Origin of the sequence: Nakamurella antarctica, from assembly GCF_003860405.1 — a bacterium.
Lineage (GTDB): Bacteria > Actinomycetota > Actinomycetes > Mycobacteriales > Nakamurellaceae > Nakamurella > Nakamurella antarctica.
Genome location: NZ_CP034170.1, coordinates 2,864,805 through 2,884,454, shown reverse-complemented (window position 1 = coordinate 2,884,454; position 19,650 = coordinate 2,864,805). Strand labels below are relative to the sequence as shown.

At 62.9% G+C, this 19,650-nt stretch carries 17 protein-coding genes; 12 read left to right on the top strand and 5 right to left on the bottom strand.

Features of this window, described 5'->3' with window-relative positions; genetic code table 11:
* Positions 1 to 19: 19 nt before the first annotated feature.
* From folE to EH165_RS12955, 6 genes are read left to right on the top strand one after another with little or no spacing between them, the layout of a single operon-like run.
* Positions 20 to 598, top strand: a complete 579-nt coding sequence (folE, locus tag EH165_RS12980; protein ID WP_124800518.1) for a GTP cyclohydrolase I FolE — start codon at positions 20 to 22, stop codon at positions 596 to 598.
* Positions 599 to 604: 6 nt separating this feature from the next.
* Complete coding sequence (folP, locus tag EH165_RS12975) at positions 605 to 1,627, top strand: dihydropteroate synthase (protein ID WP_206425954.1); 1,023 nt, start codon at positions 605 to 607, stop codon at positions 1,625 to 1,627.
* Entirely contained in the window at positions 1,620 to 2,027 is a 408-nt protein-coding gene (folB, locus tag EH165_RS12970) for a dihydroneopterin aldolase (protein ID WP_124799821.1), read from the top strand. Before folP ends, folB begins: the two co-directional genes overlap by 8 nt.
* The gene (folK, locus tag EH165_RS12965) at positions 2,024 to 2,548 is read left to right on the top strand and encodes a 2-amino-4-hydroxy-6-hydroxymethyldihydropteridine diphosphokinase (RefSeq protein WP_124799820.1); all 525 of its coding nucleotides are present in this window, start codon (positions 2,024 to 2,026) and stop codon (positions 2,546 to 2,548) included. Before folB ends, folK begins: the two co-directional genes overlap by 4 nt.
* The gene (locus tag EH165_RS12960) at positions 2,545 to 3,087 is read left to right on the top strand and encodes a DUF3180 domain-containing protein (protein WP_124799819.1); all 543 of its coding nucleotides are present in this window, start codon (positions 2,545 to 2,547) and stop codon (positions 3,085 to 3,087) included. The genes folK and EH165_RS12960 overlap by 4 nt, the downstream gene beginning before the upstream one ends.
* A 53-nt stretch (positions 3,088 to 3,140) precedes the next feature.
* Positions 3,141 to 4,928 (top strand): DUF6779 domain-containing protein, encoded by a 1,788-nt coding sequence (locus EH165_RS12955; RefSeq protein ID WP_124799818.1) that lies wholly within the window; start codon positions 3,141 to 3,143, stop codon positions 4,926 to 4,928.
* Positions 4,929 to 5,023: 95 nt separating this feature from the next.
* On the opposite strand, the gene EH165_RS12950 is transcribed toward EH165_RS12955, so the two are convergent.
* Positions 5,024 to 5,905, bottom strand: coding sequence for a 3-methyladenine DNA glycosylase (locus tag EH165_RS12950; protein ID WP_124800516.1), 882 nt, complete (start codon positions 5,903 to 5,905; stop codon positions 5,024 to 5,026).
* A gap of 365 nt (positions 5,906 to 6,270) precedes the next feature.
* On the opposite strand from EH165_RS12950, the gene lysS reads away from it, so the two are divergent.
* Positions 6,271 to 7,782 (top strand): lysine--tRNA ligase, encoded by a 1,512-nt coding sequence (gene lysS, locus EH165_RS12945; RefSeq protein WP_124800515.1) that lies wholly within the window; start codon positions 6,271 to 6,273, stop codon positions 7,780 to 7,782.
* A 253-nt stretch (positions 7,783 to 8,035) separates the two neighbouring features.
* Positions 8,036 to 8,383 (top strand): histone-like nucleoid-structuring protein Lsr2, encoded by a 348-nt coding sequence (locus tag EH165_RS12940; RefSeq protein WP_124799817.1) that lies wholly within the window; start codon positions 8,036 to 8,038, stop codon positions 8,381 to 8,383.
* A gap of 70 nt (positions 8,384 to 8,453) precedes the next feature.
* Here the strand turns inward: EH165_RS12940 and EH165_RS12935 are convergent, their stop codons facing one another.
* A complete protein-coding gene (locus EH165_RS12935) occupies positions 8,454 to 9,650 on the bottom strand; it encodes a 3-deoxy-7-phosphoheptulonate synthase (RefSeq protein ID WP_124799816.1) in 1,197 nt (398 codons plus the stop codon).
* A gap of 175 nt (positions 9,651 to 9,825) precedes the next feature.
* Here EH165_RS12935 and EH165_RS16570 point away from each other — a divergent pair, with 175 nt between their 5' ends.
* The 3 genes from EH165_RS16570 to EH165_RS12925 all read left to right on the top strand — a co-directional run bounded on the left by EH165_RS16570 (position 9,826) and on the right by EH165_RS12925 (position 13,460).
* Positions 9,826 to 9,954 carry a hypothetical protein gene (locus tag EH165_RS16570; RefSeq protein WP_277870502.1) on the top strand — a complete coding sequence of 43 codons (129 nt, stop codon included), beginning with the start codon at positions 9,826 to 9,828 and terminating at the stop codon, positions 9,952 to 9,954.
* 223 nt (positions 9,955 to 10,177) lie between these two features.
* Complete coding sequence (locus EH165_RS12930) at positions 10,178 to 12,706, top strand: ATP-dependent Clp protease ATP-binding subunit (protein ID WP_124799815.1); 2,529 nt, start codon at positions 10,178 to 10,180, stop codon at positions 12,704 to 12,706.
* Positions 12,707 to 12,797: 91 nt separating this feature from the next.
* A complete protein-coding gene (locus EH165_RS12925; protein ID WP_164479228.1) occupies positions 12,798 to 13,460 on the top strand; it encodes a SemiSWEET family sugar transporter in 663 nt (220 codons plus the stop codon).
* A 45-nt stretch (positions 13,461 to 13,505) separates the two neighbouring features.
* On the opposite strand, the gene EH165_RS12920 is transcribed toward EH165_RS12925, so the two are convergent.
* Positions 13,506 to 14,375 carry an HhH-GPD family protein gene (locus EH165_RS12920; RefSeq protein ID WP_239020574.1) on the bottom strand — a complete coding sequence of 290 codons (870 nt, stop codon included), beginning with the start codon at positions 14,373 to 14,375 and terminating at the stop codon, positions 13,506 to 13,508.
* Positions 14,376 to 14,614: 239 nt separating this feature from the next.
* Here EH165_RS12920 and EH165_RS15500 point away from each other — a divergent pair, with 239 nt between their 5' ends.
* The gene (locus tag EH165_RS15500) at positions 14,615 to 15,661 is read left to right on the top strand and encodes a hypothetical protein (RefSeq protein WP_164479227.1); all 1,047 of its coding nucleotides are present in this window, start codon (positions 14,615 to 14,617) and stop codon (positions 15,659 to 15,661) included.
* 29 nt (positions 15,662 to 15,690) lie between these two features.
* Here EH165_RS15500 and EH165_RS12905 read toward each other — a convergent pair whose 3' ends face one another.
* Both EH165_RS12905 and EH165_RS12900 read right to left on the bottom strand, forming a co-directional pair.
* Entirely contained in the window at positions 15,691 to 18,240 is a 2,550-nt protein-coding gene (locus EH165_RS12905; protein WP_124799810.1) for a DUF2156 domain-containing protein, read from the bottom strand.
* A gap of 10 nt (positions 18,241 to 18,250) precedes the next feature.
* The gene (locus tag EH165_RS12900; protein WP_124799809.1) at positions 18,251 to 19,588 is read right to left on the bottom strand and encodes an alpha/beta hydrolase; all 1,338 of its coding nucleotides are present in this window, start codon (positions 19,586 to 19,588) and stop codon (positions 18,251 to 18,253) included.
* Positions 19,589 to 19,650: the final 62 nt, after the last annotated feature.

Sequence of the window (19,650 nt, the reverse complement as noted above, 5' to 3'; positions counted from 1 at the left end):
GCGGCTGTCGCTCCCGGCGATGGCCAAGCGCCCTTACGATTCGGAGCGCGCCGAAGCGGCGATTCGGGAACTGTTGTTGGCGGTGGGTGAGGACCCTGACCGTGAGGGCTTGTTGAACACTCCGGGCCGTGTATCCCGCGCGTTTGCCGAACAATTCTCGGGACTGCACACCAACCCGGATGACGTTCTCGACACGGTTTTTGACGAGAATCACGCTGAAATGATCCTGATCAGGGACATCACGTTCTACTCCACCTGTGAACATCACCTGGTGCCATTTCTGGGCAAGGCCCACGTGGGCTACATCCCGGGACCGGACGGGCGCGTCACCGGCCTGTCCAAGGTGGCGCGGCTCGTCGACGGGTACTCTCGCCGCCCGCAGGTCCAAGAGCGTCTGACGACCCAAATCGCCGACGCTATGGTCCGCAGGCTAGTTCCGGCTGGGGTCATCGTCGTCATGGAAGCCGAGCACCTGTGTATGGCGATGCGCGGTGTCCGCAAGCCGGGCGCGGTGACATCGACCTCCGCGGTGCGGGGAATCTTCCAGACCTCGCAGCCGACACGGGCTGAAGCGATGAGCCTGATCACCGGACGTTAACTCCTGATGCCCGGCGACCATTCTTTCCCCGCGTGGGGGGTTCGGCCCTGGGTGATGGGCATCCTCAACGTCACCCCCGATTCATTTTCCGACGGTGGCCGCTGGGATTCCGTAGAGGCTGCTATCTCGCGCGGAATGGAGCTGGTTGCAGAGGGCGCGGACATGGTTGACGTCGGCGGCGAATCCACCCGGCCGGGCGCGAACCGCGTCGACCCGGCTGAAGAAGCGGCTCGCGTGCTTCCGGTAATCGCCGCCCTAGCCGCCGAGGGTGTCGCGTGCTCGGTCGACACCACCAGGTCAGCTCTCGCGGCCGCAAGCCTTGCCGCGGGAGCGTCACTGGTGAACGACGTTTCAGGAGGGTTAGCCGACCCCGCGATGGCGCAAGTAGTAGCTGACGCCGGTGTCCCCTGGATCCTGATGCACTGGCGTGGGCACAGCGACGTAATGGGCGCGATGAACACCTACAGCGACGTGGTCGCCGATGTTCGCGACGAACTTCTGCGGCGCGTCGATGACGCGCTGGCGCACGGCATCGATGAGAGGTCGTTGATTATCGACCCGGGTCTGGGGTTTGCGAAAGACGGTGAGCAGAACTGGGAACTGCTTCGCGGGATCGGGACCCTCACGGCGCTGGGTCTCCCTGTGCTGATTGGTGCCTCTCGTAAACGCTTCCTGGGGGAACTTCTAGCCGGGAGCGATGGCTCTCGCGAGCCCGCCGCCCGTGACGGTGCGACTGCCGCGATTACGCTGATGGCCGCCGACCGGGATGTCTGGGCGGTCCGGGTTCACGAGCCGCAGCCGTCGCGCGACGCACTCAAGGTGCATCAGGCGTGGAACGCGGCTGCTTTCAGTGGGGCGCCGTCGTTCGTAGCCGCAGAATCGCCTCTGTGCGCTGCACGCCGAACCGGATCAGAGCCGCCGGTCAGGGTGGGCATGTTCTACCCGGGCATGACGAACACGGATTCAGTGGCGGCTACTGATCACACACCAAAGCCGGGAACGGCACAGAGGGGGAGTCACCATGACTGACCGGATTGCTCTCACGGGCCTGAAGATCTTCGGCCACCACGGCGTTTTCGACTTCGAGAAAAGGGACGGCCAAGACTTCATCGCTGACATCACCTGCTGGCTGGACCTGACGCAGGCAGCGAAGTCGGACAATGTCACCGACACCCTGCACTACGGCGAGCTTGCCGAGTTTGCGGCCTCAGTGATCGGGGGCGCGCCCCGGGATCTCATCGAGACCGTGGCGGCAGAAATTGCGGACGGCGTGATGGAACGCTGGCCCGTCATCGCCGTGGAAGTCACCGTGCACAAACCGGGGGCACCTATCCCGCTGGCGTTTACCGATGTAGCTGTCACAATGAGGCGCTCGGTCAAATCCGGAAGGTTGCGATCAACTCTGGATGAAACTCGAGAGCAATTATGACGCGTGCCGTCCTTTCGCTGGGGTCCAACCTGGGGGACCGGGGAGCTACCCTTGCCGCTGCTGTCAGCGTGTTCGCTCCTTCGGTCGTGGCCACGTCGTCGGTGTTTCAAACGCCGCCGTGGGGCCCAGTGGAACAGGACGACTTCTACAACCTGGTGCTCATTGTGAGTGCCGACGGCATGGACGCCGCTGGCTGGCTGGCGTTGTGCCACCGAGCCGAGCAGGCGGCCGGCCGCGAGCGGCTTGTCCGGTGGGGACCGCGAACCTTGGACGCCGACGTCATTGCGGTCTGGGACGAAGCGGGACCGGTGACGAATGATGATCCGGTGCTGACACTTCCGCACCCGCGGGCCTTCGAGCGAGCCTTTGTGTTGGCGCCATGGCTAGAGGTAGAACCAGACGCCGAACTTCCTGGACATGGACCTATCGTTGCGTTGCTGCGCGCCATTGATGCGACCGAGCGGGAGGCCGTTCGAAGCATTGGCCCGCTGGTGGAGCAGGGTCCTGCGAGCCGCTCATGAGCCGCGATGATGACGGCCGGATGGGGTTAACCAGGTGGCGCGACCTTGCCGCCGTGTCTGTGCTCGCGACGCTGGCGTCCTACGCATTAGTGCGCTGGCAATACGGCAATTTGCCGCAATTGCCGAGGTTCGCCGGGATCTCGGCCGCACTCGTCGGTCTGGGGGAGGCCGCTGCTGGGTTCACTATGCGCAGCCGACTCGGCACCAGAGGTAATTCCTCGTTGGCGCCGAACCGTGCGCAGCTCCCGACGCGGACTCCGATACCGCCGCTGGTGGCGGCTCGCGCGTTGATGGTGGCCAAGGCGACCGCGCTGGCGGGCGCTGGGGTCGTGGGGTTGTGGCTGGGGCTTGTGCTGTACGTCACGCCCCATGCCGCAGATCTTCGGGCCGCAAGCGCGGATTCCGCTACGGGGACGATCGGTCTGGTCGGAGCGTTGATTATGGTGGCAGGGGCACTGTGGTTAGAGCGGTCCTGTGTTGCTCCACCCCAGCAAGACCCGCCTCGAGGCGGGGACGATGTGACGCAACCGCGGCAGTGAAACAACGCCGGGGTGCCACTCAAGACAGGGTTGATGACGGTAACCTGACCTCTATGAGTGCATCAGACGGCGGCAGACGTAAAGGCGCCACCGACGTCTTGAAGTGGCTCGTGGGAATCAGCATTGTTCTGGCCGCGGTGGCCGCGGTGGTCGGGGTGCTTTCTGACACACCGCCGATTTTGCGCCTGGCCCTCGTCCTTGCGCTATGGGCGTTTGCTATCGGCGGTTTCGCCACAGTGCGAGCCCGCCGTGAGACCCGGCTTGCAGAGAATAAGCGCGACGAGGCCAAACTGACCTACGACCTAGAGCTCCAGCGTGAGATTAACGCCCGCCGCGAACACGAGCGACGCATGAGCGATGAGTTACGCGGCGAATTCGAAACCGCCCACCAGGTCGAGCTGCGTGAGCTGCGTGATCAGGTGCAACGACTCAACGAAACGGTCTCGAAACTCTTTGATGGCAACCTCTTGTTCGAGAGGCTCACCCTGTCGGCCGAATCCACCCGGGTCCGCGCCGTCGGATCAGACGGGGGACGCGGCGAGCTTTCACCCATGTACGGACCGGCCCGAGCGAATAACACCGGTTACGGCATATCCGAATCGGGTGCCGGGTATCCCGATGCTGACGACTCGGACATCATGGATGCCGAATTTGATGATGTCGAACTTGGTGATGTTGAACTTGGTGATGCTGAATTTGATCATGTCGAACTTGGTGATGCCGAACTTGACGGGGCTGAATCGGGTGCTGCTGAATCGGAGGTCGACGGCAGCGATGTTGTCGACAGTCACGCCGCGGATCGGTACGTAACTGGGACCACTGAGGCGGATGAGCTGGACTCGTTCGCGCCGTCTGCAACTGAAGGAGAGGACCGTGAGTCAACTTCTCCCGATGTAATCCACGCGCATGATGCTGCTGAGCTGGGCGTTTCTGACCCTGTCAGCGAACCCCTGCCGCTCAACGGTGGTCAAGACGCAGCCGAAGAACCACTGCTAGAAGTCGACGTTTCGGCGAGCGACCACCAAGCACAGCCTGACTCTGAGTCCCTTCCCGCACAGGCGCGGGATACAGAAACGTCAATGGAGGAAAGCCTTCACCCCCAGGAAGCTGGCCCCGAGCCCAGTTCTCATCGGTGGCCGACCACGGACGCTGGTGCGCCGGGTCTCACATCTTCCTGGGGTGCGCCGAACGTCCTCCACGAGGCACCGCACCACCACGCCGCGCCAGATGATGTGCACGCTGACGCTGTGCAGGTTGATGCTGTGCCGGTTGATGATGTGCCGGTTGATGATGTGCAGGTTGATGCTGTGCAGATTGATGCTGTGCAGCCTGATGCTGTGCAGATTGATGCTGTGCAGATTGATGCTGTGCAGTGGTCACACAACATGGTCGATCGACGTCGGCCGTCTGCGCTGGGGGGCTTTAACTTTTCGAGCGTCCTCGCAGGTCCCCGGCCGCCGGCAATGCCCGACAGAGACTCGCTTCCGAATCAACCTTCGACCACTACCGAGCCTGTCGTGGCGGGAAAGCCCGCGGATACAAGTACCCGCACTACCGGAAGCTGGGAGCTTCCAGGGGCTGCCGCGTTTGCTGCGGCGGAAGAGGCCGCTCCCGAGGCAAGCGCCGCTGAAGACGAAAATGAGAACGGCCCGCTGGATATCGCACGCTCTGAAGTTGCTCAGGCAGAACCCCAAGCCGCAGAACCCCAAGCCGCAGAAGCGGAACCACTGGGTGATCACAGCACCGGCTTATCCGTTGCCGAACTCCTTGCTTCCTACCGCAGTGCTACCGCGGAGGTGCGTGGCCGCCGCCGCCGCCGCTACGACGACTCCGAAGACTGACTCCTCCCAACTCGTCCAGTGCAGAGGTCGATGAATCGATCAGCCTCAGTAGCGCGTGGGCAGCGATATCCGGGACATCGTGTGGGGTGCCAACCTTAAGGAACGGGAATGAGGCCCGCTTCGGTGAGAGCCTGGATCAATCGGCGACGCAGGACCTGGCCCAACTCGGCAAATTCTCGCTGCATCGCCACGTAGGCCGCTTTACCCTCAGCGGTTTCGATCGCGACCGGCTCGTAGCCAAGGGACGAGAGATCGTAGGGCGAAGCTCGCATGTCCCACTCTCGAACCCTTCGCGCCAAGAGGAAGCACTCGATCAAGAGATCCGACTGAACCGCAGGCGATAATTTGTAGGCCCATTTGTAGAGATCCATGGTGGCGTGCAGACAGCCGGGCTGCTCCAGTTGCTCTCGGCTTTCAACGGTGGGCTGCAACAGGTTGAGCCGCCTCGAAGACGGGGTGAAGAAACGGAACGCGTCGTAGTGCGAGCATTTGATCTGATGGGATTCCACGACTGCGTCGGTCTCGGCGGCCGAGAGCCGCAGTGGCCAGGTCTCATGGCGTCGGTCCGCGTCGGTTTGCCGGTGCACCATCGCCCATTCATGGAGTCCGAAGCAGCCAAACTGGGCGGGTGCCTCAGCGGTCGCAGGCAGTAGCCCGGCGATGAGAGCCACAAGCCCGCTTCGAGCTGTCGCGATCTCGGCGGTGTTAACCCAGGTCAGCGAAACGCCGTCGACAATGCGCGTGGTGTAGAACCGTTTGGCGTCATATTCGTCTGCGTCGATGAGAGCAACGCCCGCGCCAGGATGCCACACCCGAAGCTGGGCGGGGCGCAATGCGTAATAGGTGAAAAGGAAGTCCTCGACAGGGTGGGACTTGCCGGCGCGAGACCTGTCGCGCTGGCCTTGGGTGAGCGTGTCGACCAACGCCTCATGCGCCTGCTGTTGAGCGCGCCAGACCGCGCGAGGAATGCGCTTCAAGGGAGCGGAAGCCCCAGCCGAGTCAGAGACCGCGAAGGAAGCCCCAGCCGAGGCAGGGGGAGGAACATCTGTGGACTGCGCGTGGTCCACGGTGCGCAGAGGCGGTCGCGGAATGGTCCACTCCCGTTCGGTCGCGGGTTGTGCAGTCACGGCTTCATCCTGCCAGGCAAGCAGTCCCTCCGCTCTCACGCCAGCGAGCCGGCTTCCAGCGAGCCGGCTTGGAGCGAGCCGGTCTGGAGTCAGGCGGTGGCAGCGTCAGGCGGAACCAGGTGCGTGCTCACAGTAAAGTCACACTGGTGAGCAATGCTGAAAACACCACTTCTGAACCCGAAGCGGTCCCCGCGTCTATCCCCGCGCCCGCCGCAATGCCGGCTGATAACGCCGCAGCCGAGGATCTGCCAGAACAAATGCGAGTGCGCCGGGAGAAGCGGGACCGCCTCTTAGCAAATGGCACCAACCCCTATCCCGTCACCGTGGAGCGCACGGCGACACTGGCCCAGGTGCGGGAGCGTCATTCCGGTCTTCAGGCGGACGTCACAACGGGCGACCTGGTCGGAGTAACGGGCCGCGTTATCTTTATGCGTAATTCGGGAAAATTGTGTTTCGCCACTATCCGCGAAGGGGGAGCTGGCGATACGGGTACTGAACTCCAAGTGATGGTCTCTTTAGCCGGTGTCGGTGCGGAGGCGCTCGCGGCCTGGAAATCAGATATCGACCTTGGCGACCACGTGTTTGTGCACGGCGAGGTCATTACCTCCAAGCGCGGCGAGCTGTCGGTGATGGCGGACCACTGCCAGCTGACGTCCAAAACTTTGCGACCGCTCCCCGTGGCGCATCGTCCCATGGGTGAAGAAAGCCGCGTCCGGCAGCGCTATGTTGATTTGATCGTGCGTCCGCAGGCTCGCAAGTCTGTGCAAATGCGTGCCGATGTGATGCGGTCTCTTCGTGACACTTTCCATGCGCGCGAGTACGTCGAGATCGAAACTCCCATGCTGCAAGCCATCCACGGAGGAGCAGCAGCGAGACCATTCGTGACGCATCTCAACGCGATGGATATGGATGTGTTCTTGCGAATCGCCCCGGAGCTTTTCTTAAAGCGGGCTCTGGTCGGTGGAATTGATCGAGTGTTTGAGATCAACAGAAACTTCCGCAACGAGGGTGTGGACTCCTCACATTCGCCAGAATTTACCTCGTTGGAAGCGTATGAGGCGTACAGCGATTACAACGGCATGGCAGAGCTCACAACGGCGCTCGTCCACAACGCAGCGGTTGCGGCTTTGGGTTCGACCGTCGTCACGCATGGGGACGGCACGACCTTCGACGTGGGTGGCGTTTGGCCGGAAATCACGTTGTATGGCGCGTTATCGGAGCGGGCAGGAGAGGAAATTTCGGTGCAAACCCCGATGGCGGAGCTTGTCGCTCTAGCCGGAAGGGTGGGCGTGAAGGTCGCTCCGCATTACGGTCCGGGAAAATTAGCCGAGGAATTATTTGACCACTTTGTGGTGCCCTCACTGATCGCTCCCACCTACGTTCGGGATTTTCCCGTCGACACGTCCCCCCTCACCCGCGACCATCGGGAAACCCCTGGGCTGGCGGAGAAGTGGGATTTGTATATCAACGGTTATGAGGTGGCGACCGCATATTCGGAGCTCGTAGATCCGGTGGTTCAACGCGAGCGTTTCGTCGAACAGACGCGTTACGCCGGACTCGGCGATGCAGAAGCAATGAAACTCGACGAAGACTTTTTGCGGGCAATGGAGTTCGGCATGCCGCCGGCTGGTGGCATGGGGATGGGGATGGATCGTCTGCTGATGGCGCTAACCGGCTTAGGTATCCGAGAAACCATCTTGTTCCCTTTCGTTCGCCCCGAAGAATAGCCAAAAGCATCGGCAAAACTCCATTGCTATTCACAGGTAATCCGCATGGTGCATGCTCGGGAAGTCCATCGTGGAGAGCGAACGGAGCATTAGTGAGTGCCGCTTCTCTCGTAAGAGTGATTCTGATTCACGCAGGCGTGGCATAGCCCTTAACATTTTGTAGAGTGCAGAAATGTGTTCTATGCTCCGAGAACACAACAAACTTCGCATCACGGTGTTCCAGTATTAAGGGGCGCCTTACAGGAGGATTTAAATGGCAACCAAGACCACGACACTGCTCATCGACGACATGGACGGCTCGCCGGCAACCGAAACCGTTTCCTTCGGCCTTGATGGCGCTGCGTACGAGATTGACCTGAACGAGGCGAACGCCAGCAAATTGCGCGACGCTCTCGCCCTGTACGTGAGCGAAGCACGCCGAGGCGACAGCGCACGCCGTCGCGGTCCGGGTCGCGGGCGCCCGGCAAAAGCGGGCCGTGCAACGCCGGATCGCGAGCAGACGACGGCAATTCGCGAGTGGGCCCGTAGCCAGGGTATGGCCGTTTCCGACCGCGGCCGCCTCTCGGCGACAGTCGTTGAAGCTTTCGAGGCTGCTCACTAATATCTGGAAGTAGCAAAAGCTGGCAGTGAAATAATGGCTCCGGGGAATCACTGATTCCCCGGAGCCATTATTAGTTCTGGAACAGCACGCGAGCGGATTTATCGCTGCGGCGCCGAGAGGTGACCGCTTGAGCGAATTCGCCGAGAACTTCGAGGGCACATTCCCACCCCATGCACGCATCGGTGACGCTTTGGCCGTACACGAGTTCGGCAACATCGAACGACCCTTGCGGGGCGCCGCCCACTACATCTATCGGTAGGTTTTGTCGTCCGGCTACGAGGAAGCTTTCCAGCATGATGCCCGCGATCGCTTCGCCAGAGGCAACTTGAGCTGCGAGTTCGCCAGCGACCACCGCTTGCCGGATATGGTCTTTGCCGCTGTTGGCATGGCTGGCGTCCACGACGACCCGCGCCGGCAGCCCCGCTTTCGTCAGGCGGGCGCAAATTGCCCGCGTGTGGTCGGCTGAGTAGTTCGGCCCCCCTCGGCCACCGCGGGTAATAACGTGCGTATCCGGATTTCCGCGGGTCGACACGACGGCAGCGCGACCGTTGTCGTCGACGCCGAAGAAGGCCTGACCGGCGCCCGCGGCGATCATCGCATCGATGGCGATTTGGACGTCACCGTCGGTGCCGTTCTTGAATCCCACCGGCATCGACAGGCCGGAGGCGAGCTGGCGATGCACTGGGCTTTCTGTGGTGCGGGCGCCGATCGCGCCCCAGCTAACTGCGTCCGCAATGTATTGCGGGCTGATGGGCTCAAGAAACTCGCACGCCACACCGATTCCCAGGTCAAGGATGTCGAGCAAGAGCTGGCGAGCGGTGCGCAACCCGCGCTGTACGTCGTAGGAGCCATCGAGGCCGGGATCATTGATTAACCCTTTCCACCCGACGGTGGTGCGCGGTTTCTCAAAGTAGACGCGCATGACGATGAGGAGCTCTTCGGCATGCAGGCGAGCCTCGCTTGCGAGGGCGCGGGCGTAATCCAACGCCGCGTCCACGTCGTGGACCGAACACGGGCCAATGACTATCAGCAGGCGGTCGTCCGTTCCCGCCAAGATGCCACGGATCGCTTCGCGGGTGGAGGAGACGACCGCCGCGCGCACAGGTCCGAGCGGGAACTCGGACCGAATGGCGGCGGGGGTTGGCAATACGTCAAAGCTTTTGACCTGCAGATCCGTGGTGCTGTGCGGATTGGGCACGGGGTCGGACTGGGGGGTGGCCCACAGGGCGGCGGCGGGGTGAGCGGCATTCTTGCTGGCGGTGTTCATAGGGCGCTTCCTTTGTCCGGTCTGGTGTGGGGTCCAGCGGCTCCGGATGCATCCAGGGCCGCCTGAAAAGGCAAAAGGCACAGACGGTGAGTCTGTGCCTGGGGGCTCTGGGAATTACGCGGTCAGCGATTAGCGCGTTGGCTCCTCCAGAGCCAACCTAAAATACGACTGCCACATGATGTTCACGTCCGTCACAGTAGGTTTGTGGTGGCATACCGGTCAAGTCGCTGGTTCGGTGAGGCTACTTTTCGCCCTCGGCGTAGCCGTCAGACTGGCGGAACGTCTGCTGGTGGGGGAGCGTTGAAGAAGGAAGACGGGGAACACGGCGTGATTCCCGTTTTGTGCGGTGATTTTTCACGGTCAATGCGGAGTGTGTGTCAGCAGATAGCTGCGCGCAGCGAACTGTGGCCGTCGGGAGCACCGATTACAGTGAAGGTATCCGGCGTACGGCGGGCAATCAGCCTGTGGGATGCGACGGGTCAAGCTAACGCCATTAATTGCACGCCACTGCGCCCCGAGGAGTGCACATGTTCGAAAGATTTACCGACAGAGCCCGACGCGTGGTTGTGCTGGCCCAAGAAGAGGCCAGACTTCTCAACCACAATTACATCGGCACTGAACACATCCTGCTGGGTCTGATCCACGAAGGCGAGGGCGTAGCTGCCAAGGCGCTCGAATCTTTGGGCATCGCGCTGGAAGGCGTCCGCTCGCAGGTCGAGGAGATCATCGGGCAGGGCCAGCAGGCGCCGTCCGGTCACATCCCGTTCACCCCGCGCGCCAAGAAGGTGCTGGAGCTCAGCCTCCGCGAGGCACTGCAACTCGGCCACAACTACATCGGCACTGAGCACATTCTGCTCGGTCTTATTCGCGAGGGCGAAGGCGTCGCAGCCCAGGTCCTGATTAAGCTTGGCGCCGACCTCAACCGCGTGCGCCAGCAGGTTCTGCAGCTGCTTTCGGGCTACCAGGGCAAAGAGACCGCAGCGGCCGAAGGTGGCCGCAGCGAAGGAACCCCGTCATCCTCGACCGTTCTCGACCAGTTCGGTCGTAACCTCACGCAGGCGGCGCGCGAGTCCAAGCTCGACCCCGTCATCGGGCGCGAGAAGGAAATCGAGCGGGTTATGCAGGTCCTTTCCCGCCGTACCAAGAACAACCCGGTACTGATCGGCGAGCCCGGTGTGGGTAAGACGGCGGTCGTGGAGGGCCTCGCGCAGGCCATCGTTCGCGGCGACGTTCCGACCACATTGAAGGACAAGCAGCTGTACACGCTTGACCTGGGTTCGCTGGTGGCCGGGTCCCGCTACCGGGGTGACTTCGAAGAGCGACTGAAGAAGGTCCTCAAGGAGATCAGCACCCGCGGCGACATCATCTTGTTCATTGACGAAATCCACACCCTCGTCGGCGCAGGCGCCGCTGAAGGTGCCATCGATGCTGCGTCGATCCTGAAGCCGAAGCTGGCCCGCGGCGAGCTGCAGACCATCGGCGCCACCACGCTGGACGAATACCGGAAGTACGTGGAGAAGGACGCCGCGCTCGAGCGTCGTTTCCAGCCGATTCAGGTTGGCGAGCCTAGTGTTCCGCACACCATTGAGATCCTCAAGGGCCTGCGAGATCGCTACGAAGCCCACCACCGCATCACCATTAGCGACGCCGCTCTCGTTGCGGCAGCCACGTTGGCTGACCGTTACATCAGCGACCGCTTCCTGCCGGACAAGGCCATCGACCTTATCGACGAGGCCGGCGCCCGGATGCGAATCCGCCGAATGACGGCTCCGCCGGACTTGCGCGATTTCGACGACAAGCTCGCCGGTGTTCGCCGCGAGAAGGAGTCGGCAATCGACTCGCAGGACTTTGAGAAGGCAGCCTCGCTGCGCGACTCGGAGAAGCAGCTCCAGGGGAAGAAGGCCGAGCGCGAAAAGGCGTGGAAAGCCGGCGATCTGGATGTTGTCAGCGAGGTTGACGAGGAGCAGATTGCGGAGGTGCTGGCCAACTGGACCGGCATCCCGGTCTTCAAGCTCACCGAAGAGGAGACCACCCGTCTGCTCAAGATGGAAGATGCGCTGCACAAGCGGATCATCGGGCAGGAAGAGGCCGTTCGGGCAGTCTCGAAGGCGATCCGGCGTACGCGGGCAGGCCTCAAGGACCCGAAGCGTCCGTCCGGTTCGTTCATTTTCGCGGGTCCGTCCGGTGTGGGTAAGACGGAGCTGACAAAGGCGCTTGCCGAGTTCCTCTTCGGCGACGAGGATGCGTTGATCCAGGTCGACATGGGTGAGTTCCACGACCGTTACACCGCGTCGCGGCTGTTCGGAGCGCCTCCCGGATATGTCGGGTACGAAGAGGGCGGCCAGCTGACGGAGAAGGTCCGCCGCAAGCCATTCTCGGTGGTGCTATTCGACGAGATCGAGAAGGCCCACCCGGACATCTACAACACGCTGCTGCAGGTGCTGGAAGATGGCCGGTTGACGGATGGACAGGGTCGTACGGTCGACTTCAAGAACACCGTCATCGTCTTCACGTCCAACCTGGGAACCGCGGACATCTCGAAGGGTGCTGGCCTCGGTTTCGCCCACGGGAACGACTCTGAATCGAACTATGAGCGGATGAAGCTCAAGGTCAACGACGAGCTCAAGCGTCATTTCCGTCCCGAGTTCCTCAACCGCATCGACGACATCGTCGTGTTCCACCAGTTGACGTCGGAAGAAATCGACCAGATGGTCACCCTGATGCTGCAGCGCGTCGAAGGCGCCTTGAAGAACAAGGACATGACCATCGAGTTGACCCAAGAAGCGAAGAAGCTGCTGGGCGAGCGTGGATTTGATCCGGTGCTGGGTGCGCGGCCGCTGCGTCGCACGATTCAGCGCGAGATTGAGGATCAGCTCTCGGAGCGGATCCTGTTTGACGAACTGAAGTCCGGCCAGCTGATTCTGGTGGACGTGGCCGAGGGTGAAGATGGGCTTGCGTCCAGCAAAACCTTCACCTTCCGCGGTGTTGACAAGCCTTCGCTGGTACCTGATGTGGTGCCGGTGGGCTTGCTGAAAGAAGGCGGCAGCGCCGAATAGGTAGCTGATGCTGGTGTAGCGAATTGCCGCCCGTCCCGGGACTGTTTTTTCGGGGCGGGCGGTTTTCGTGATGGCGCCTAGAATGGTGCCAGTGTCCATTCCCGCCGCCCTCGGTTGGCTCGCAGCCTTTCTCAGCGCCTGCCTCACCATCCCGCAGGTTGCGAGGATTTTGCGTACCCGATCCGTCGCGGGTCTCAACCTTTTGACGTGGCAGACGCTCCTCATTGCGGGTCTGTCGTGGACGGTCTACGGGATTTTGGTAGAAAATCCCCAGATCATCGGCCCGAATGCCATTCTCATCGTCGGCTCGGGCGCCACTTTGATCCAACTGCAACGCAGCGCAAAAATCCCGTCCTTCAGGGTCTGGGCGCTGCCGGTTGCGGTGAGTGCCACGTCCGTGGGTCTGGATGTGTGGCTCGGGCCATTCGTCTTTGCATTCTGTATGTGCGTGCCCGCAATCACGGGTCAGATCGCTCAGCTTCGACAGATTCGGGTGGCTGACGATGTCCGGGGTGTTTCGCCCGCGATGTTGCTCGTCAACACCGCGGCTCAGGTGCTGTGGCTGACCTATGCGCTCCTGGTGTGGGAGGTTGCCGTGATCTGGGTGGCCGGGCCGTTGGTGGTGGTGATGGCAGCCAACTTCGTCGCGTTGATCTTTCGCCGGCGCCACCTGGCGCTGGAGCACTCGTTGTCGCGCTCGCCGCAGAGTGCGGGTGCGGCCGCGCAGGTCGCTGGGATGCATGCTGAGAAGTGAGCCGCACAGCCTCAGTGCACCTGGGCGATGCGGCCTCGCCGACTCCTAGCTGGGCAGCATCAAAGCCTGGCCGTCGGCGCGCGCGATGAGTTTGTCTGCCAGTAACGAATTAACACACCGCTGCCATTGTTCGGCGTCGGGCCACGCGAGGCGTACTTCAGCTTCCGACAATGGTTCCGGTGCGTCGCGCAGCAGCGCCAAAATCCGTCCGCGCACCTGACGGTCTGTGCCGTTCCAGGCCTGTTTCTTGTTGCGCACTTCGGATGACGGTTGTCCAGCCGCGAGCCACCGGCACGATTCTCGCAAGGGGCACCGGCCGCATTCCGGTGCGGCCCGGGTACAAATCAGCGCGCCAAGTTCCATCACCGCCGCCGAAAAAGTTGCGGCTTGCTGATCGGGGAGCAGCGTCTGCATCAAGCTGCGGTCCGCGGCGGTCGCTGGTCCGGCGTCGTTGTTGCCGCGGATGGCCCTGTTGATGACGCGCCGCACATTGGTGTCCACCACGGGGGCGGCGGCGCCGTAGGCGAACGCGGCGACCGCGCGGGCGGTGTAGTCGCCGACGCCGGGCAGGGTGAGCAGCACGTCCACCTCTTCGGGCACCACGCCCCCGTGGTCGGTGATGATGGCGGTGGCGCACGCGTGTAATCGCAGAGCGCGTCTCGGGTAGCCGAGACGACCCCAGGCCCGCACTGCGTCACCGGGGGCGTCCGCAGCCAGATGTCCTGGCGTGGGCCAGGTACGCAGCCAGTGCTCGAAGACTGGCAGCACTCGGGCGACGGGCGTTTGTTGGAGCATCACTTCACTGACCAGGATGGGCCACGCCCCGATGGCAGGGTGGCGCCAAGGGAGGTCGCGGCCATGATGGGCAAAAAATTCCAGTATGGCGCGCGGCGGCAGCAGATCGCGGGGATTCAACGAAAACCTTTTCTCCGCAACCGGATTCGAGTTCAACGACCAACCCGCACACCGCAGTGGCGAGGGTCGCACACCGGGAATCCCGCACTGTGCGCAAAAAATGCCGCACCGAATTGTGGGGGTCGTCGCCCGCGGGGCGCGGCACCCGCACAACGCACGGACGGGTCGTCTGCTGCTCCCACGTGCACTCCTCGGCGTTGCTCGCATACATTCACTTGCTGCAACGCTACCGTCAGGGTGTGATGCAGCCAGTCGGACCTCTGTCCCCGAAAGTGTATTGGGCGCGCCGAGCAGGGCTTTTGGGCCTTGGGGTGGTCGTATTGATCGCGGCCGTGTGGGTGGTGACAAGCCGCGGCGGAAATACATCGACAGCAGCGAATGAGCTGGAGGTGGTCGGCACTTCGGGAAGTACTGCCGCCCGCGCACCCTCGGCCTCGAATTCGGCGGCCATGACGGGTGATTTGTTCCCCGAACTGGCGACCTCCACGCCCCCCACCGACGACCCTTCCGCCGCCGCATCAGCAGCAGCGGAGGCAGAAGCCGCTGCCGCGGCTGCGTCCACGGGTGCACCCATTGATTCGGCTGCGCCCGATGCTGCCGCCGCGCAGGCCGCGACCGATGCTGCCGCCGCGCAGGCCACGACCGATGCTGCGGCCGCGCAGGCCGCGACGGATGCTGCCGCCGCGCAGGCTGCGACCGACGCTGCCGCTGCGCAGGCCGCGACGGACGCTGCCGCGAAAGCGGCCGCTGATGCAGCTGCTGCGCAGGCTGCGACCGACGCTGCCGCGAAAGCGGCCGCTGATGCAGCTGCTGCGCAGGCTGCGACCGATGCTGCCGCGAAGGCCGCCGCTGATGCCGCCGCTGCTGCTGCGCTCACCTACGACGCGCAGGGCCGACTGAACTGCCCAGATGCGTCCGTGCAATTGAGCGCGACAGTGGGTTCACCTACTTACAAGGTGGGTGAGCAGCCAATTCTCGGCGTGACGGTCAAGAATGTGGGCGACAAGGCCTGCGTGCGTGACGTTTCCGGCAGCCTGCAGGAATACCTGATCTACGACGCAGCCGACGCCCGCCTGTTTTCGACCTCCGACTGTCTGCCCGGAACCGGCACTGACGTGCGATTCCTCAAGCCCGGCGAAACGTTGCAGTACAACATCCGTTGGTCTGGAACCACGTCGTCTCCGGGCTGCGCGACGGACCGACTCCGAGTGCCGGCGGGGGCGTACAAAGCTGAGGTTCGGATCGGCTCGCTCACTTCCAGCCGGGCAGACCTGACGCTTCAGTGAACCTGGCCAGTCCATCGGGGCAAAAACCCTTAGCTACTTAACTTTCGGAGCATTCGCACGGTTTCCCGCATCGTCATATGCGGCAGGTAGGCCTTGCTGATGGCGTTGCCGATCCGGGGGAGCGCCGCGGTTTCCGGATACAGCATGTAGATCGGGCGGTAGTCCGGCTGGAACTTTGCTTTGAAGTGAAGCAGCGACCGGAAGCCGTACACCGGTTCCAGGCTGTTGCCGAGGGTATCGAGCAGCTTCTGCAGCCTGGACGGTTCAGTTTCCTTGTCCGCGCGGGCCAAAGGTGCGCCGGAGAGGCTGACGAACTCGGCGCCTTCGGTCTGGAATTGCAGTGCCGCGGTGCTGATGAGGAATTCCATGACGCCTTTGAAGGCCGTGGTGCGGCGGCGCATGTAGTCCAGCGTCCAGCCGATGATCACTCCGTGGCGGTAGGCGGGAAGCCAGCTGGTTATTCCGTGGACGATGCCCTGGTCGTCGATGGCGATGAGGCAGCGCACCGCGGAGTCGTCGAGCTCATCGAGACCTCCCAGGGTGAAACCCATTTCGGGCAATCCCTTGGTGGCAACCCATTCTTCGGAGATGGCTGCGATCTGTTCGGTGATGGCCCACGGCGCGTGGGGGAAGGTGATCCACTCGGCGCGGATATCCTCCTTTACCGCACGGGAGCTGGCAGTGCGAATGTCTTGGTATTTCTTGCCGGTGAAGGCCAACTCGCCGAGCGGCAGCACCGTTTCTTCGGCGACCTGGATGCTGTCCCAGCCAAGGCTTTCGCCGATGTCCCGGGAGGGGGCCGTCGTGCTGTAAAAGCACACGATCCAGCCGCGACCTGTGCAGTATTCGGCGAAAGCCCTCATGGCTTCGGGGATCTCGGAAGCAGGACCGATAGCGTCGCCGGTGGTGATCGCTACGCCACCGTGCACCCGGAAGGCCACAAAGGTGGTGCGCGAATCGTTAAACCAGTAGGTGTTTCCCTCCCACATGGTGAGGTAGGCCAGGGCAGCCTCCCCGTACTGCTCCAAAATTGACCGCGCCTGCGCGGCGTCGGCGTCGACTACGGCCAGCGATGCACGCGTGAAACTTCGCAGAACCAAAACGATGGCGATACTCCACGCAGCGATACCGATCCATTCGAAGAGGAACGTCGAAATGGCAGTGGTGGGAACAAAATCCAGCGACACTAGGCCGAGGTAGCCGGGGGGTGCGAGGCGGTTGGGGAAGTCGAGGACAATTTGGGTGAAGCTGGGCGAGGGGTTGAAGCTGCTGGCAGCGAGATAGCCAGGGCCGACGTACAGGACGAAGAGTGCTGCCACCGCGAGCCCCAGCCGCTTGCCAAGGGTGCGATAGGTACCGATGGGAGCGGGCACGGTGAAGGCGCGCCGTGTCCCGAGCACAACGGTGAGCACCGCCACGGGAAGCGCGAACGCCATGATGTGCCCGAACATCGAGTGGCCGGAGAGGAAGGAGAATCGGTGGGGCCCAGCGTCTTGACGGCGCACCACGTCGGTTATCAGCACAAACAGGCCGAGGCCGGCGAGCAGGATGTGCACGACCACCGTGCCGTACCAGGCGAATCTGCGGCCCTTCTTCAGCCCCCACGCGAATACCAACATTAAGAGGGCAGGAAGCAGCGAGAGCACCGCCGGCCCCAACCCGTGGAAACGCAGTTCCCTCGTCAGCTTCAAACATTGGGCGGCCGCGGACGGCACCGAGCAGAAATCGTCGAGTCCGTCCGGCCGAATTTGGGGGGAGGTAAACAGGTACCGGAGGACGGCGAGGGGACCCGCAGCCTTGGACGAGACTGCGGCAAGCACCGGACCAGCGGCGCTTGCCGCCACCAGAACAGCCACCAGGGAACGAGTTTCGCGCCGCGAGGTGCGCAGAGCCTTGGGGTAGGGCTGGTGTTTGATCACGAGAACACCGATCAGCAACCCCGCGAGCGCGGCGCCAAGACGCAGAACGTCCGTCAATTGCCCGCTATACAGCACCATGGTGCCCAGGGTGGCGAGCACACCTAGCCGGATGCGCTTGCGCCACAGCGCATCTGCGGTTGCGCTGTAGGCAAGGAGTACCCCCACCACCGCCCAGGACGAGCCCACAGCGCGGGTGTGTGTCATCGACATCAACCAGTTGTTGTTCATGCTGGCCCCGACTTTTATCAGGAGCAGGCTGAGCAACAATCCAGAAGCCTGGGACAACAGCGCCACCCAGATCAGCCGGCGCGACCCCCAGCGTCTCTCCACCACCGAGCCAACGACGGCGATTACTGCGGTTCCGAGGAGATAGCTGGAGAGGTTGGCGTCAAAGAGCCCAGCTGTTATCAGGGTGTAGAGCCGTCCGCCGTCCAGGGTCGTGGGCACGCTGGCGCCCACCCGCCGCAGGGTTTGGACGCCGGGGCCGTTGATCACGCTTGAGGTGGCGATGCCGATGGCCCAGATCAGGAGGAGAACCGTGAGCGTGGCCGGGGTCTGGCGCAGAGCTGTGATGTGTTTGAGCACAAAGCCGGCGAAGGTGGTGGTTCGGCTGCGCCAGGTTGCGGTGGCCGCTGGCTGTTTCGGCGCAAGTGTCTTCATGCCGCCTGTTTCATGCTGTCAACCCGAATCGGGGGCCGAGCCATGGCATGGCGACCTGCAGTGCCTCGGTCCAGACAAAGAAGTCGTGACCGCCGGGGACTTCGGCGTAGGTGGCGTCCATTCCGGCGGCCTTCGCAGCGATGTAGACGGCGTGGGTTTGCGGTCCGTACACGGAATCGGCGCTGCCAGCGGCGAAGAACCCCGCGGACTGCGGGAACTTCCGCGACGCGAGGATGGATAGGGGATCTGCTGCGGTGAAAGCTGCCTCGCTACCGCCGAAAAGTTCCCGCACCGTCTGTGAGTGTGAACCAATCGTTGGTGTGTCCTGACCGGACAGGTCGAGGAAGGTGGGGAAGAGATCGGGGGCGTTGAGCGCGAGTTGCGCCGCGCATGTTCCGCCGGAGGAAAGCCCGCCCACCGCCCACTGTTTCGGGTCTTCATTGACCTGGAGGTTGGTCTTAATCCATTGGACGACATCGACGGTGAGGTAGGTGAAATTCTTCCCGCGGGATTCTGAATCGACACACATCGGATTGGCCAAGGCGCTACCAAGTCGATCCGGAATCACGACGACGGGCGCGAGTCCACCGTGTTCGGCTGCATAGGCGTTCATCGTGTTTGCAGCGTTGCCCCCATCGAGCCACTGGCGCGGCTCGCCGGGGTTGCCGTTCAGCAAGATGAGGACTGGCAGCAGCGCGCGCGGTGTGGCCAGATAGGCCGGGGGCAGGTAGATCCAAGCATTTCTGGTGGCAAACCCCGAAACCGTCCCGGGAATGTTGGTCGTCGTCACGACCCCTGCCTTGGGCTGGTTGCGCGGCGGTGCCCAAGCGTCCACGAAGGAACCGGAGTCGGGTGCACTCTGGGTCTGCTGCGCGTGCCCGCTGACGGTGTTGAACGCCACCTGGGACTTCATCGGTCCACCGAACAGTGCCTGCAGCGTCGGGTAGGCGCCGAAGGTTTGATTGACTTGTGCGGCGGCGCAGATGACGACGATGACGGCGGTGAGCGTGGTCGCGATGGTGTGCGGCCACACCCGGCTAGCGGAATCTTTCGGTGCCCGGGCTCGCAGGTTCTTCCCCCGGAGCCGCAGCGTGGCCACAGTAATTGCCAGGCAGCCTGCGGCAACCCACGCGGTGACGCCGATGGGAACGGGATCTTGGAACGGCTGCCACCACACCTCCACGATCAGGAGCAACATACCGATGACGGCGGCGGTAATACCGAACGCCAGCGGTACCCGTCTGGACCACCATTTTTCCTCGCGGCTAGCAAGGAGTGCGGCGATGGCGATGATGGCAATGACAAAGCTGACGACGCGGAAGGTGGTTGAGAGCAGCGCGATGTTCATCTGTGCCTCACCCCCTTCCCCGACGGCCCGTGCGGGCGGCCAGCAACTGCGGGCACCTCTCA